Annotated in this window: 17 protein-coding genes; 9 read left to right on the forward strand and 8 right to left on the reverse strand. The window is 39.5% G+C overall.

All coding sequences use genetic code 11. From position 1 onward, the window contains the following. Window positions 1-5 precede the first annotated feature (5 nt). The 9 genes from atpC to lolA all read left to right on the forward strand — a co-directional run bounded on the left by atpC (window position 6) and on the right by lolA (window position 5,893). A complete protein-coding gene (atpC, locus tag IKB69_RS05200; RefSeq protein ID WP_290946837.1) occupies window positions 6-392 on the forward strand; it encodes an ATP synthase F1 subunit epsilon in 387 nt (128 codons plus the stop codon). Beyond that, the gene (locus IKB69_RS05205; RefSeq protein WP_290946840.1) at window positions 392-946 is read left to right on the forward strand and encodes a MotA/TolQ/ExbB proton channel family protein; all 555 of its coding nucleotides are present in this window, start codon (window positions 392-394) and stop codon (window positions 944-946) included. Before atpC ends, IKB69_RS05205 begins: the two co-directional genes overlap by 1 nt. 5 nt (window positions 947-951) lie before the next feature. Beyond that, entirely contained in the window at window positions 952-1,353 is a 402-nt protein-coding gene (locus tag IKB69_RS05210; RefSeq protein WP_290946843.1) for a biopolymer transporter ExbD, read from the forward strand. Further along, the gene (locus tag IKB69_RS05215; RefSeq protein ID WP_290946846.1) at window positions 1,346-2,056 is read left to right on the forward strand and encodes a TonB C-terminal domain-containing protein; all 711 of its coding nucleotides are present in this window, start codon (window positions 1,346-1,348) and stop codon (window positions 2,054-2,056) included. Before IKB69_RS05210 ends, IKB69_RS05215 begins: the two co-directional genes overlap by 8 nt. 12 nt (window positions 2,057-2,068) lie before the next feature. Beyond that, a complete protein-coding gene (tolB, locus tag IKB69_RS05220) occupies window positions 2,069-3,322 on the forward strand; it encodes a Tol-Pal system protein TolB (RefSeq protein ID WP_290946848.1) in 1,254 nt (417 codons plus the stop codon). A gap of 65 nt (window positions 3,323-3,387) precedes the next feature. Continuing rightward, window positions 3,388-3,876, forward strand: coding sequence for an OmpA family protein (locus tag IKB69_RS05225; RefSeq protein WP_290946850.1), 489 nt, complete (start codon window positions 3,388-3,390; stop codon window positions 3,874-3,876). Between the two features lie 21 nt (window positions 3,877-3,897). Further along, a complete protein-coding gene (locus IKB69_RS05230; RefSeq protein ID WP_290946853.1) occupies window positions 3,898-4,806 on the forward strand; it encodes a tetratricopeptide repeat protein in 909 nt (302 codons plus the stop codon). Window positions 4,807-4,809: 3 nt separating this feature from the next. Further along, on the forward strand, window positions 4,810-5,373 hold the full coding sequence (locus IKB69_RS05235; RefSeq protein ID WP_290946855.1) for a peptidylprolyl isomerase: 564 nt from the start codon (window positions 4,810-4,812) through the stop codon (window positions 5,371-5,373). Then, window positions 5,267-5,893, forward strand: coding sequence for a LolA-like outer membrane lipoprotein chaperone (gene lolA, locus IKB69_RS05240; RefSeq protein ID WP_290946880.1), 627 nt, complete (start codon window positions 5,267-5,269; stop codon window positions 5,891-5,893). Before IKB69_RS05235 ends, lolA begins: the two co-directional genes overlap by 107 nt. 1 nt (window position 5,894) lies before the next feature. Here lolA and IKB69_RS05245 read toward each other — a convergent pair whose 3' ends face one another. The 8 genes from IKB69_RS05245 to IKB69_RS05280 all read right to left on the reverse strand — a co-directional run. Continuing rightward, a complete protein-coding gene (locus IKB69_RS05245) occupies window positions 5,895-6,911 on the reverse strand; it encodes an LptF/LptG family permease (protein WP_290946857.1) in 1,017 nt (338 codons plus the stop codon). Next, window positions 6,908-7,678, reverse strand: a complete 771-nt coding sequence (locus tag IKB69_RS05250; protein ID WP_290946860.1) for a prepilin peptidase — start codon at window positions 7,676-7,678, stop codon at window positions 6,908-6,910. The genes IKB69_RS05245 and IKB69_RS05250 overlap by 4 nt, the downstream gene beginning before the upstream one ends. 9 nt (window positions 7,679-7,687) lie before the next feature. Next, window positions 7,688-8,371, reverse strand: coding sequence for a protein-L-isoaspartate O-methyltransferase (pcm, locus tag IKB69_RS05255; RefSeq protein ID WP_290946862.1), 684 nt, complete (start codon window positions 8,369-8,371; stop codon window positions 7,688-7,690). Next, entirely contained in the window at window positions 8,359-9,096 is a 738-nt protein-coding gene (locus IKB69_RS05260; protein WP_290946865.1) for a carbon-nitrogen hydrolase family protein, read from the reverse strand. The genes pcm and IKB69_RS05260 overlap by 13 nt, the downstream gene beginning before the upstream one ends. Beyond that, window positions 9,086-10,120, reverse strand: a complete 1,035-nt coding sequence (locus tag IKB69_RS05265) for a ribonucleotide-diphosphate reductase subunit beta (protein WP_290946883.1) — start codon at window positions 10,118-10,120, stop codon at window positions 9,086-9,088. The genes IKB69_RS05260 and IKB69_RS05265 overlap by 11 nt, the downstream gene beginning before the upstream one ends. A gap of 89 nt (window positions 10,121-10,209) precedes the next feature. Further along, a complete protein-coding gene (locus IKB69_RS05270; protein WP_290946868.1) occupies window positions 10,210-10,995 on the reverse strand; it encodes a carbon-nitrogen hydrolase family protein in 786 nt (261 codons plus the stop codon). Continuing rightward, window positions 10,995-11,207, reverse strand: a complete 213-nt coding sequence (gene xseB, locus IKB69_RS05275) for an exodeoxyribonuclease VII small subunit (protein WP_290946870.1) — start codon at window positions 11,205-11,207, stop codon at window positions 10,995-10,997. The genes IKB69_RS05270 and xseB overlap by 1 nt, the downstream gene beginning before the upstream one ends. 12 nt (window positions 11,208-11,219) lie before the next feature. After that, on the reverse strand, window positions 11,220-12,152 hold a 933-nt coding region (locus IKB69_RS05280), incomplete at its 5' end, for a sodium-dependent transporter (RefSeq protein WP_290946872.1).

The raw sequence follows: 12,152 nt of genomic DNA on the forward strand, positions 1-12,152 counted from the left end.
AAGTGATGAAACTTGTAGTAAGTATTGTTACCCCTTATGGGGAGATTTTTTCTGGTGATGTAGATAGTATAACAATGCCCGGTGTGGATGGGGAGTTTGGTGTTCTGTATGGACATTCCAATCTTCTTTCCTTGTTGAAGGCGGGCGTGATTGAGATTTTTCAAGGACAATCAAGGGAGTTGATTGCCATTGATTGGGGGTATGCGGAAGTAACATCTTCAAAAGTGGATATTATTGCGAATGGTGCAGTAGCCATTGGTGGGCAGAATGAGACTGGGATATCACAAGCAATTGCCAGTGCTAAGGAACTACTTGAGGGTGCCTCTAATGACAAGGTTGCTATTTATTCTGTCGTATCAAGAATTGAACATGTTGCAAAAAGTCGTTTCTAATGGGTTCTGTTTTTCAGTTTTTTGAGGAGTCTAGTCTAGCAACAATCATTACATTATGTTGGCTTTCTATTTATTGCTTCGTAACTTGGTGGATTTTTTTTTATAAGTATATTAGTATTGTAAAAATGGTAAGAGATGAACAGGAATCGTTAGAAGCGATTTTGCAAGGCGAACAGATACTCCCAAGAGATGCGATTTTTATTAGTATTGATGGAAATGTTTCTTCGGGCATTTTTTCTTTGTGGAAAAACAAGGTGATTAGGCATTCTACAACAGGACTTTCCTTTCTTAGCATTATTGCTTCTACATCTCCTTTTATCGGACTTTTTGGGACTGTTGTAGAAATTCTCGATGCTTTTGGCAGGCTTGGTAGTGGTGGTCAAGTTTCTTTTGATGTTATTGCTCCTGTAATATCAAAAGCCCTAATTGCTACTGCAGCTGGAATCTTAACAGCGATACCTGCATACACTTTCTTCTTGATTCTTAAGCGAAAGGTATGTGATCTAGGTATTTACATACAAATGCAAATTGATTATCTATCATCCACGAAGTAGGTCTTATGGATGAGCAGTTTTTGTGGGAGGATAAGCCAGAGCTGAATATTACCCCACTTGTAGATATTATGCTTGTCTTATTGGCTATTCTTATGGTTACAACACCTACCATAGTATATCAGGAGGATATTACTCTCCCTAAGGGTAGTAAAACAACAAAAAAAGCCCAAACTCATACACTTGAGATTCGCATTGATAAAAAGAAAAAAATTTACATTAAAAACAGCGCTTATGATTACGAAATGTTTCCCGATAGTTTTAATTTGTTGGCAAAGCAATACAGTAAAAAGGACACTACCATTTCTATTCGTGCTGATAAGGAACTTAGTTACGAAAGTGTTATGTATATTTTGAAGAGTGTTAAAGAAACAGGATTTAATAAAATTTCTTTGGTGACAAATGGGTGAGCATAAGCAGGATTCTCTGCTTGTTTGGAGTGGTGTAGGTGCATTTGTCTTTTATGGTCTCATTGTTTTTGTACTGTTATTGAAGATTTTCCCTATTTTTATGACAAAGTATGTGCCTCGTGTTGATACGATGATGGAGCAGATGATAACTATTGATCTTACTTCGATTGAAGCACCCCAAGATAGTAAAAAAGATTCTGGCACACATCTTGAAGGGATCGGCATTAAAGATATTTTTTCAACAATTCCAGATATGACAACACCAGCGAAAGAAAGCGGAGATGATCGTAGCGTAAATGCCAAAAACACGAGAGATAAAAAAGATTCTAGCAAACTTCAAGCTATTCGGCAACTTGAAAAGCTTCATTCCAATTTAAGTGCAATAGAAAATAGGACTCTCGATGTGCAATCTCAAACTATTTCACCAGAGTTTGCAGATGGCGAGTATAACGAATGGTTTGGTAAAATTTATGATATAATTTATCGCAAGTGGCAGTCAAAGTATTATCAAGATGCAGAAGTTAGTGTTTTGCTTCGTATAACAAATACTGGAAGTTTTTATTATCACATTACAAAGCTTTCTTCGTATGAAGACTATAATCAAAGCGTGATTGATCTTCTCGAGTCTTTGAAGCAAGATAGATTCCCACCTTATCCAAAAGGCAAGGTAATTGAGATAGAGGTTAATTTTAGACTCAAATAACAAAGGGGTGCTATGAGAAGTATTTTGTTGATTGTATCGTTGATGTGCAGTTTATTTGGTGCGGATGCGACGATTGACATTATCAAATCGGGACAAAAGACACCAAAAATAGAAGTTGGATATATCAGTGGTGGAGAATCCTTGTTAGCCAGAAAGATCTATAAAATTCTTTTGGGAGATTTAAATGTCTCTGGACATTTTGAGCCAATTGATGGTGCGATATACACTAGGGACTCTGTAGATTTTAGCGCTTATCAAGCAAAGAAAATCGATCTTGTGGCTATTGTGCAGGTTATTAAGGAAAACAAGACTCTCAAGGCGACAATATTGGTTTATGATAGTGGCTCATCTGCTCTCAAGATCAATAAAACTTACCAGCTCCCCGATTCTGCTTTCTATCCCTTTGTGGCACATAAAATGGCAATTGATATTAATGCCTATATTAAAGCACCAACGATTGCTTGGATGAATCGCTATGTGGTCTATTCTCAATATACGGGCTCTGGGCAGGCAAATATCGTCTTAAGCGACTATACGCTTACATATAGCCGCACAATCGTTACTGGTGGATTAAACATTTTTCCAAAGTGGGCGGATTCTACACAGCAAGAAATTTATTTTACCAAGTATCTCGTGCGCCCCACAATAATAAAATACAACATTCGTAGTGGTAGATCTGAGCGGATTATTGATAGCGATGGTATGGCGTCAGTATCTGATGTTAGCAGGGATGGACAAAATCTCCTAATTACTCTAGCACCAGGGCACCAGCCAGACATTTATCTTTATAATGTGGCAAGTAAAGAAATCTCTCAGCTTACCAAGTATTCTGGGATTGATGTGTCAGGCTACTTTATTGATAATGAAAGATCTATGGTGTTTGTATCAGATCGATCTGGCTATGCTAATATTTATTCAAAGAGACTTGATATTGATGCGCCAGCAGAGCAGGTAGTTTATCACGGACGAAACAATAGCTCCATCACTGCTTACGGAGATTATGTTGCTTATTCAAGCAGGGAGAGTGATAATGAGTTCGGTGCTAATACTTTTAATATCTATCTTATTTCAACTAAGACAGATTATATTAGACGATTGACTGCGATAGGCAATAACCAAATGCCAAGATTCTCTAAAGATGGTGGAAGTGTGATGTTTTTAAAGCATACATCTGGGCAAACAGCACTAGGCGTAATTAGGCTTGATTATAATAAAAGCTATTTATTCCCACTCAGCAAAGCCAATATCCAGTCGTTTGATTGGTAAGTAAATGGAGCGAAACAAAAAGCTTTGGTATAATCTAAACTTAATCTCACTAAAGGAGCTTTGAAATGAAGAAAGCAGTTGCGGTTGTTGGCGTATTTGTGGCACTTTTTGTACTAACTGGATGTCCAAAGGAAAAGGTTAATGTAGCGGGTACAGGCGAAAGTGACGCGACCACTATTCCCAGTGAGCCTGCGGTCGGTATTTCATTGGGAGAGTCTGGGGACTTGCTTGGTAGCATATATTTTGATTTTGATAAGTTTGTTATTAGGGCTGATATGCAATCTGTTGTAGATGATATTGCTAGTCGTGTTGAGGGGCAAGAATCCGTTCAGCTGGTGATCGAGGGCAACACCGATGAATTTGGAACAGATGAATATAACTACGCTCTTGGAACAAAGCGTGCAATTGCTGTGCGAGATGCGCTTGTTGTAAAGGGTGTTAACAGAGATGCTGTGCGTGTTGTAAGCTTTGGTGAGAGTAAGCCTATTTGTATGGATAAAACAAAGGATTGCTACCAAAAAAATCGCAGGTCTGATGTAAAAGTTTCAAAGTAATTTGCAATTAAAGCAACATAAGTGAAATATAGTAGATTCTACCACTCCTTATTGTTTTCTTTGACGGCTCTTTGGGGTGAGCCATCAGCCTTTGAGTTGCAGAGTGGCGCGACAAAGAAAGAGTTAAAAATACTTCAATCTACAAACAAGAATCTTGAAAATTTGGCGATTGATTATAGTGCTAGAATCCAAGCACTTGAGCAGTCTATAGATGGGATGCAGAGTGTTATTGATGGGCAGGCTTTGCGTATTAAGTCATTGCTTGATGCTATGGGACGGCAAGATATGAGCATACAAAGCTTGCAGTCAAGTCTTAATTACCAGTCGGAGTTGGTGAAGCAGCATAGTACTACTATTGTAGATATGCAAAAGTCTATCGATCAACTCAATGCTAAGCTTAGTGATTTGACTGCATTAACAACCGAGTTAAATCAAGAAATTTTAGCTGAGCTTAGAGCCGAGTATTCAAGCCAGTCTAAGTCAAGTTCAAAATCGCAGACCGATAAACCCAGCACTAAGCAGGCGAATACAGGAAGTCAGGTTGAAATTTTTACAAAATTAAGCAATAAAGAAGTGTTTGATGAAGCTAGGAAGCTTTATAGGGAAAAGAAATTCTTAGAATCTAAAAAACGCTATGAGTGGCTTGTGCAGCGTAATTACAAGCCCGCGACATCTCTATATATGCTTGGAGAGATTGAATATCAGCGCGGTAAATTTGCAGAAGCGATAAGTTTTTATAAAAAAAGCGCGTCTGTAGATGATAAAGCCAGCTATATGCCTATTCTTCTGTGGCATACTGCATGGGCTTTTAGGTATTCTAAAGATATGGATAATTACAATAAATTCTTGGATTCTCTCATCCGGCTGTATCCAGAATCTGAGCAAGGTAGGAAAGCCAAGGATCTGCGACAAAACACAAACAAAGGATAAGGCATGAACACTAATGAGCAAAAACAAGTTGTGGCAATATTTTATGAGGTTAAGGATGCTGATACGCAAGATGTTATAGATAGCAATTTGGCTTCAAGACCCTTGGAGTTTTTATTGGGTGCTGGGCAGGTGATTAGTGGGCTTGAGAAAGCGGTTTCTGTTGCCAAAAAAGGAGATAAGCTCAATATATCGATAGCGCCAGAAGATGCTTACGGTATTTATCAGGCTAACTTTGTTCAAGAGGTCCCAAAAGATCAATTTGATGGGATTGTCTTGGAAAAAGGTATGACATTGTTTGGGCAAGCAGAAGATGGACAAACCGTACAGGTTGTTGTCAAGGATTTTAATGATAGTAATGTGATGATTGATTATAATCATCCGCTGGCTGGTAAAACATTGCTATTTGATGTAGAAATTGTTGATATGCGTGAAGCAACTCATGATGAAGTGTTGCAAGGTTATGTGGGTGGTGGTTGTTGTGGCAGTGGCTCTTGTGATACTTCCCATCAACATAGTGAGCATAGCCGCGGTGGCGGTTGCTGTGGTGGGTCTTGTGGTTGTCATTAGTCAAAGCTTGAGAGTATTTTTCATTTGTGCTATATTTAGTGGCTTTAATATTGCTTATGGCTATGGTGAGCATATTGTAACACTGCAAGCCTCTTTTACACAGCGTACAATGAGCCAAGAGAGTGTTCTTGTATATAGTGGAAGGCTGTATATCAAGGCTCCATCTCAAGCAAAGTGGGTATATGAGACTCCCATACAAAAAGAGTTATACATAGAAAAGGGTAAGACGACAATATATGAGCCCTCTTTAGAGCAGGTGAGTGTTGGAAAAACAACGATAGATTTTTTGGAGATTTTACATAGGGCAAAGAAACAGCAAGATGGTTCATATGTTACTGATTTTGAAAACACGCGTTATGTGCTTGTTGTGAGTAATGACATTCCCAAAAAGCTTACTTTCACAGATGAGTTTGATAATGTTGTGGAGATCACTCTACACGATGTGCACCTAAATGGTGTGCTTGGTGATGAGATATTTGTATTTATCCCGCCAGTAGGCGTCGATATTATTGAACAGTAGATCAATAGACCTGCAATACAAACTTGCGATACAGCACATAAGATAGTGCAAACCACGCGAAGGGCAATATAGCAATCCCATAGAATGGTGCATTCTGGCTAAAGATATGCATTGCTATGAAGTAGCTAGCTACGCTAATTAGTAGATATACATAGCTAAGGTTTTTGTGGAAGCGTGGATTTGCTATACCAAATAATGGTATGAGAAATATGCTCGCTATGGGAAACAGTGAGGTGATGATAGCTTGCGCTAATCTTCTAGCCTGCGATCGACTTCCCTCAAAAGCGCTTTTCCAGTATGCCCATAAATCATAGGAACTCAGGCTGATTTCATCGATTTTGGTATGCACGAGCATTTGGGCAAAATCTACTTTCTCAACTTTATTGGGTTCGGTGAAATAGGCATTACCATTGCGAAGTAGTAGAGTGAAGATTCCATCATTGTTGGACATTTCTCCTTCTTGGGCGGTAATAAAGACTTCTTGAGATTCTAGATTATTGGAAAAAAGCACCAAACCTTCATAGTGTCTATCGTGAGCAGTATCTGCATACACAAGCCAATCGCCCAGCTTCTGCCCAAATTCACCAGCTTTGATATTGATATTAACTTCAGCACGCTTTTGAGCCATAAAGTTGCCATAGGCACTTTTTGATAGTGGAATGAGTGCGAGAGAAAAAAACAGTAACACAATGCTGGCAAAAATACTAAGCCCAATAAATGGAGCTAGAATCTTGCGTGGTGAAATCCCTAGTGAAAAAAATACCAATAGCTCATAGTCAAAGGAGAGTCTTGATAGCCCCAACACACAAGCACAAAAAAAGGTGATTGGAATAATAAAAAAGATACCATTTGGTATAGAGTATAAAAATATCTGCCCCAAGTCCCAAACATTAAGTTTGATAAATTGTGTAACAGTTGCAAGCCCAATAAGTAGCACAACAGATGCGATAAAAAACAGTACAATAAAAAATGGTAAAAATATTTGTGTGGCTGCGTAGAAGAGATAACGCTGCATCATAGCCACACTCCATAGAATATGCCTACGCCAAGTCCGCTGACTATACAGGGGATTAGAGGCACAAGTGGTGGTGTATCTCTTCTGAGAATCTTGCCAGTTACCATAATTAGACTTGCCAATACGCAGCCCCAAAATATACTAATCAATGCAGTCCCAAAGCCAAAGAGCGCGCTAAAACTTGCGTAAAATACAATATCACCTTCACCAAGTAAGTGTTTTTGTAAAAGCATTATTCCTATGAAGTGGATTAGGCTAGTGAGACCAGCCCCTAGCAAAAGATCAGTGAGAACAGACCTTGCACTTTCAAAATAAATAATACTCAAATCGATACTAAAATCTGGGTGCAATGGTGCTTGAGAGATAAGTGGTATAGCACCCTTGCTAATACCTATGAGCAAAAGTGCTAGATTCTGCCAGTTTGGCACGGCATAATAGTATATATCCCACACACATAGGGATAGAAGTAAAATTACAAGCGCAAATAGCCAAGGCAGTAAAATAGACTCTCCAAACCCACCTACTATACCGCAAGCAAGTGCGCCAAGGACACTCCAAAAATAGCGTGATTTATGAAAATTGGCGTGTAGTTGGGCTGGAGCTTGGTGTGCTATGGCATCTTGCTGGAGATGACTATTGTGTGTGTTTGGGATAAGTAGCCAAGCTCCAGCTGCACCGATACAAACACCAGCAAAACACCACAAAATAGAAAATGTTGCAGTAAAGGCGTTGTGCCATATCGTATCGAGCGTGATGGCAAATATTTCCATTATTTGCTCCTAGTGTGTTGTGCCATCTAGGACTGGCACGAACAAACATTCTTCCAAAACTTCCTTATTGTTTAATGTGCCATTGTGTTTTGTAAAACGCGTGATATATTGCTTAACTTGTTTTTTTGTGGTTTTAGTGCCGGAGAGCGATAAGATATTTTGCGTAGTGATGACTTCTTGAATGGGTGCTACCAAAATTCCACCTTCTTCTAGTTGATCAATAATTGCTTGGGGGATTTCTTTTTCTATGCACGCAGAAAACAGGATTCTATCATAAGGGGCGTATTCTGCCCAGCCTTGCTGCCCATCTCCAAATTTTGTGTGGATATTGCCTACTCCAGTTGCACGGATCCTTTTGCGCGCTTCTGTAAGTAGTGGTTCTATCCGCTCGATACTAAAAACGCGCCGAAATATTTGTGCGAGTACCATAGCTTGGTAACCGCTCCCACAACCAATCTCTAAAACACTATCACCGGGGGTGAGGTATTGCGTCATTTTGGCGACTGTGAGCGGGGAGGATACCCATTGTGCTGCTTGCATAGGTAGCGGATCTAGACTGTATGCTAAGTGCTTAGAAAAATTTGGGACAAACATTTCTCTATTGACAGATTCTAGTGCATTGCGTATCTTGTCTTGTAGAGAAAAATGCTTGGCAATTTCATCGCACATTAAACGCCCTTTTATCTTATGCATTCCTTTATTCCCACATTGATATATTTGCGCATTTTTTCTACTTCAGCGACATCAATTTGTGCTTGGATAACTTCTTTCGTATCATCTTGGATAACCTTACCATAAGGGCTGATGATCGCGCTTGATTTTGCCATATGTATGCTCGCACTATTGCTCGCTACGACAAAACACTGATTGGCTATGGCTAGCGCTTTGCAAAGTGTTTCGAAGTGATCTTTGCGTGCTTGTCCCCATTGTGCAGGGACAAATAGCACATCTACCCCCCTAAGCTTCTGCCACAGCTCAAAAAACCGCAACTCAAAGCAAATGAGTGCCCCACAATTTATGCCATCAAGTCGAAAGGGGATAATTTCATTTGTTGAACCTGCTGCAAAGTGCAAATGCTCTTCTCCTAGCATAAAGAGCTGATGTTTAGCTTGTTTATGTATAAGCTCACCTTGTGAAAACACTTTGAGATTGTTGTAGAACTTGTGGTTTTTTTTCTCAATCATTGTGGTGATGATAGTGTGGTTGGCACTCGCATTAAGGAGCTGTTCCGTGGCGTGCTTGCTAAATTCACTTGCCTCATTCATATTTTGGTAGCAGAATCCACTAAACACCAATTCTGGAGTAAGTATAATTGAGCCATTTTGGCTGTTGTGGATTTCTGCAATTACGCGCGCAAGATTATCTTGGAAGTTTTGTTTTGTTTTTATCTGCAATGACACAATATCTTTAAAAATCATCGAAATCTACCCCGCCTTTAGTATAGTTTGTAACTTTGCCTTCAAAGAAATTTGTCCTTTGGTTATTAAAGCTACTAAAGCTCCTAAACCAATCTAGTGTATTTTTCGCATTATATAGCTTTGGCATACCTACTTTACTGAGTCTTTCATCTGCTAAGTATTCTAAAAATCCGCGAATGCTTTCAGGCGAGAGTCCCAATGACTGACCTTGGGTGATATACTCTCCCCATTTGGCTTCTACATTTACTCCAGCTCTAAACATTTCTATAACTTCATCTTGTAGTGATTTTGTAAATAGATCAGGACGCTCTTTTTTGAGCGTATTGATAAGATTTTGGAAAATGAGCAGATGTGTAACTTCATCTCTTTGGATAAAGCGTATCATTTGCGCTGTATTTAGCATTCTCTCCGTGCGTGCAATGGCATAGAAGTAGCAAAATCCGCTATAAAAATATATACCCTCTAAGATCTGGTTGGCAAATAGGACTTTGATGAAGTTTGTTTCTGTGGGATATTGGGCAAGCCCTATGTAGATATTGGCGATATAGTCATTTTTATTGCGCAGTTGCATGTCCTTGCGCCACATATCGTATATTTCATTCGTATTGTCGCTAATGGATTCTACCATAACGGCATAAGACTGACTATGTAAAGATTCTTCAAATGCCTGTCGTATGAGTAGCAGATTGATCTCTGGGCTTGTGATAAATGGGTTGATATTGTCATTGATGTTATTTGTCTGCAGAGAATCCATAAAAATCAGTTGTGCTAACGCTCTATCATAACCTTGTCTTTCTGCACCACTAAGTTCTGCGTAGTCTTTTTTATCCCCATTCATATTGACTTCTTCTGGAAACCAAGTGTTTGCCATCATTGTCTTCCAAAGCTTATATGCCCACTGGTATTTGATCCTTGTTAGATCAAACATAGCAGTCGGGTTGCCACCAAATATTTTGCGTTCAGCTAGAGATTCATTAGAGTTTGGATCATATATTTTCTTATGAGATAGCAGAGATATAGGCATACTTTCCATAGTATAGACTGTCCTCCTTGCAATATTTATGCGACTGACATTTTAGAAATTTTTTTCTAAAATCCTCATAAGATTGGGTTTTAGTCAAACACTTTTCTAAATCCCCATTCTTTGGCGATATGCGTTATCTGCGCACGCGTAAGTGTGATAGATAGTCGTTCTTGTGTATTGCCTAAATGATCTAAAATCATGCCATTAGGCATAGCAATTAGGCTATCTCCATAGAAATCCCACTGCTCGCCATCAACTTCACAGAAACCTACACGATTAATGCGTAAAATTGCGCAGCCATTAAGTAGGGCGCGCATTTTGCACAGCTCTCTCCACCGATGTGCAGAGTCAAAGGTGTTGGCACAAGGCATAATGACAATATCCACGCCCTGTGCCTTTAACTTGCACCAAATTTCATCAAAATGTATTTCAAAGCCAAATAGCATAGCGATTTTGCACTCGCCTACCATAAATATACTTGGAGTTTTTGCGCTTTTTGGCTGTGGGTTGCCAAAATATGCCGCTTCATCCCAGTATTCATACTCGATTAGTCGCTGCTGGGTGTAGTAAATATGTTTCATAGATTCTGGGTTGATATATACAAGTTGCTTGTAAAGCGCGCCTTTAATTTTGGTGATGATGGGGGCGATGAAGTGGATATGGTGCTTGCTTGCTAGACTTTCAAGTAGTTTAAGCTGTGCGCTAGAGTGAGTGAGAGTATCTCCCATCTCTTGTGTGCGCAAGATTGTGAAAAATGGGTTAAGTGTGTATTCTGGTAGGGCGACTAGTGTGTCGCGCTGAAGCTTATGGCAAAAGAGTGCCAATCGGGAGTCGTTAGGGGTAAGTGTATCCTGCTGGTAGAGTTCTATACGCATTAAGATTCTGCTTCTGCTTGGCTAGATGAGTTATCGCTTGCTTTGATTTCTTCATACTCTAGCTTGGCTTTTTCTAAAAGATCTTGAGCATTTTTGAGCTCTTGCATACCCTGTTTATAGAACTCTAAACTTTCTTTCAGGCTCAAGTCTTGCGCGTTTAGCTTTTGTAGAATCTCTTTAGTTTTCTTAATTTTGTCTTCAAAGTGTTCCATACACTCCTCCAATTACTCAAAAAATTTAAAAATAAATATCGCTAGAATCAAAAGTGGCGCGACATAGCGAATGATAAAATACCACACCTCAAATGCAATTGGGTTAAGAAATCCTTGTGTAAGCCCCCTAAGTGTATCTTCTTTGATAACATAGCCAAGAAAAATAATCGAAGCAAGCGCGCTAAGGGGCATAATGATTTTGGCTGTTAGATAATCAAGCCAGAAAAATGTTGGATTGCTGTATTGCATAAGGGTATCGAGCCAAAAAAACGCGCTGTGCTTATCTGCCTCGATAGGTAGTGAGTTTTGTAGATTCTGTATGTGATATGAGCTAAAAGAGTGGATGGCAAAAAGCCCTAGCACAAACACTGCTACACTTACCCAAAAGCTCGCTTTAGCTCGTGAGAGTCCGCGTCTTTGTGTGAGATAAAACACGCTTGGCTCAAGAAGAGAGATTGTAGAAGTGATCCCAGCAAAGAGCAAAGCACCCAAAAATGCCAAGCATAGAATTTGCCCAACTGCACCAAACTCCGAAAAGATGAGTGGCAATGAAATAAAGACTAGATTGATCCCCTTATTTCCATCGCTTCCTAGCGAGCCATCATAGCCGAAGTAGAAAGTGAAGATGATAAGTCCAGCTACAAGCGAGATGATAATGCCTGGGACGACCACCCATAGTGCTGAAACAAGGAGATTTTGCTTCTCTTGGCTTGCAACAGCATAGGTGATGATTGTCCCAACTCCAAGCGAGAGAGAGAAAAACATCTGCGCTAGAGCTTCCATAAAGACATTTGCATTAATATCTTCATATTTAAAGTCAAACAAAAAATGCACCGCTTGCATAAATGATGGCTGAAATGCCGCGTAAATAAGCAGTCCAATGAAGATAATAAAAAGTAGTGGCATAAGCACGAGATTAAGCTTTTCAATCCCATTTTTAATGCC

Source organism: Helicobacter sp. (assembly GCF_017502485.1).
Classification (GTDB): domain Bacteria; phylum Campylobacterota; class Campylobacteria; order Campylobacterales; family Helicobacteraceae; genus Helicobacter_B.

What these genes read in the sequence shown, in the direction of transcription:
- IKB69_RS05205 (WP_290946840.1), top strand. Translation starts at nt 392, where the DNA reads ATGGGTTCTGTTTTTCAGTTTTTTGAGGAGTCTAGTCTAGCAACAATC.
- IKB69_RS05260 (WP_290946865.1), bottom strand. Translation starts at nt 9,096, where the DNA reads ATGATTTTTAAAGATATTGTGTCATTGCAGATAAAAACAAAACAAAAC.
- lolA (WP_290946880.1), top strand. Translation starts at nt 5,267, where the DNA reads ATGTGGGTGGTGGTTGTTGTGGCAGTGGCTCTTGTGATACTTCCCATC.
- tolB (WP_290946848.1), top strand. Translation starts at nt 2,069, where the DNA reads ATGAGAAGTATTTTGTTGATTGTATCGTTGATGTGCAGTTTATTTGGT.
- IKB69_RS05225 (WP_290946850.1), top strand. Translation starts at nt 3,388, where the DNA reads ATGAAGAAAGCAGTTGCGGTTGTTGGCGTATTTGTGGCACTTTTTGTA.
- IKB69_RS05265 (WP_290946883.1), bottom strand. Translation starts at nt 10,120, where the DNA reads ATGCCTATATCTCTGCTATCTCATAAGAAAATATATGATCCAAACTCT.
- pcm (WP_290946862.1), bottom strand. Translation starts at nt 8,371, where the DNA reads ATGCATAAGATAAAAGGGCGTTTAATGTGCGATGAAATTGCCAAGCAT.
- IKB69_RS05235 (WP_290946855.1), top strand. Translation starts at nt 4,810, where the DNA reads ATGAACACTAATGAGCAAAAACAAGTTGTGGCAATATTTTATGAGGTT.
- atpC (WP_290946837.1), top strand. Translation starts at nt 6, where the DNA reads ATGAAACTTGTAGTAAGTATTGTTACCCCTTATGGGGAGATTTTTTCT.
- IKB69_RS05210 (WP_290946843.1), top strand. Translation starts at nt 952, where the DNA reads ATGGATGAGCAGTTTTTGTGGGAGGATAAGCCAGAGCTGAATATTACC.
- IKB69_RS05270 (WP_290946868.1), bottom strand. Translation starts at nt 10,995, where the DNA reads ATGCGTATAGAACTCTACCAGCAGGATACACTTACCCCTAACGACTCC.
- IKB69_RS05245 (WP_290946857.1), bottom strand. Translation starts at nt 6,911, where the DNA reads ATGATGCAGCGTTATCTCTTCTACGCAGCCACACAAATATTTTTACCA.
- IKB69_RS05215 (WP_290946846.1), top strand. Translation starts at nt 1,346, where the DNA reads ATGGGTGAGCATAAGCAGGATTCTCTGCTTGTTTGGAGTGGTGTAGGT.
- xseB (WP_290946870.1), bottom strand. Translation starts at nt 11,207, where the DNA reads ATGGAACACTTTGAAGACAAAATTAAGAAAACTAAAGAGATTCTACAA.
- IKB69_RS05250 (WP_290946860.1), bottom strand. Translation starts at nt 7,678, where the DNA reads ATGGAAATATTTGCCATCACGCTCGATACGATATGGCACAACGCCTTT.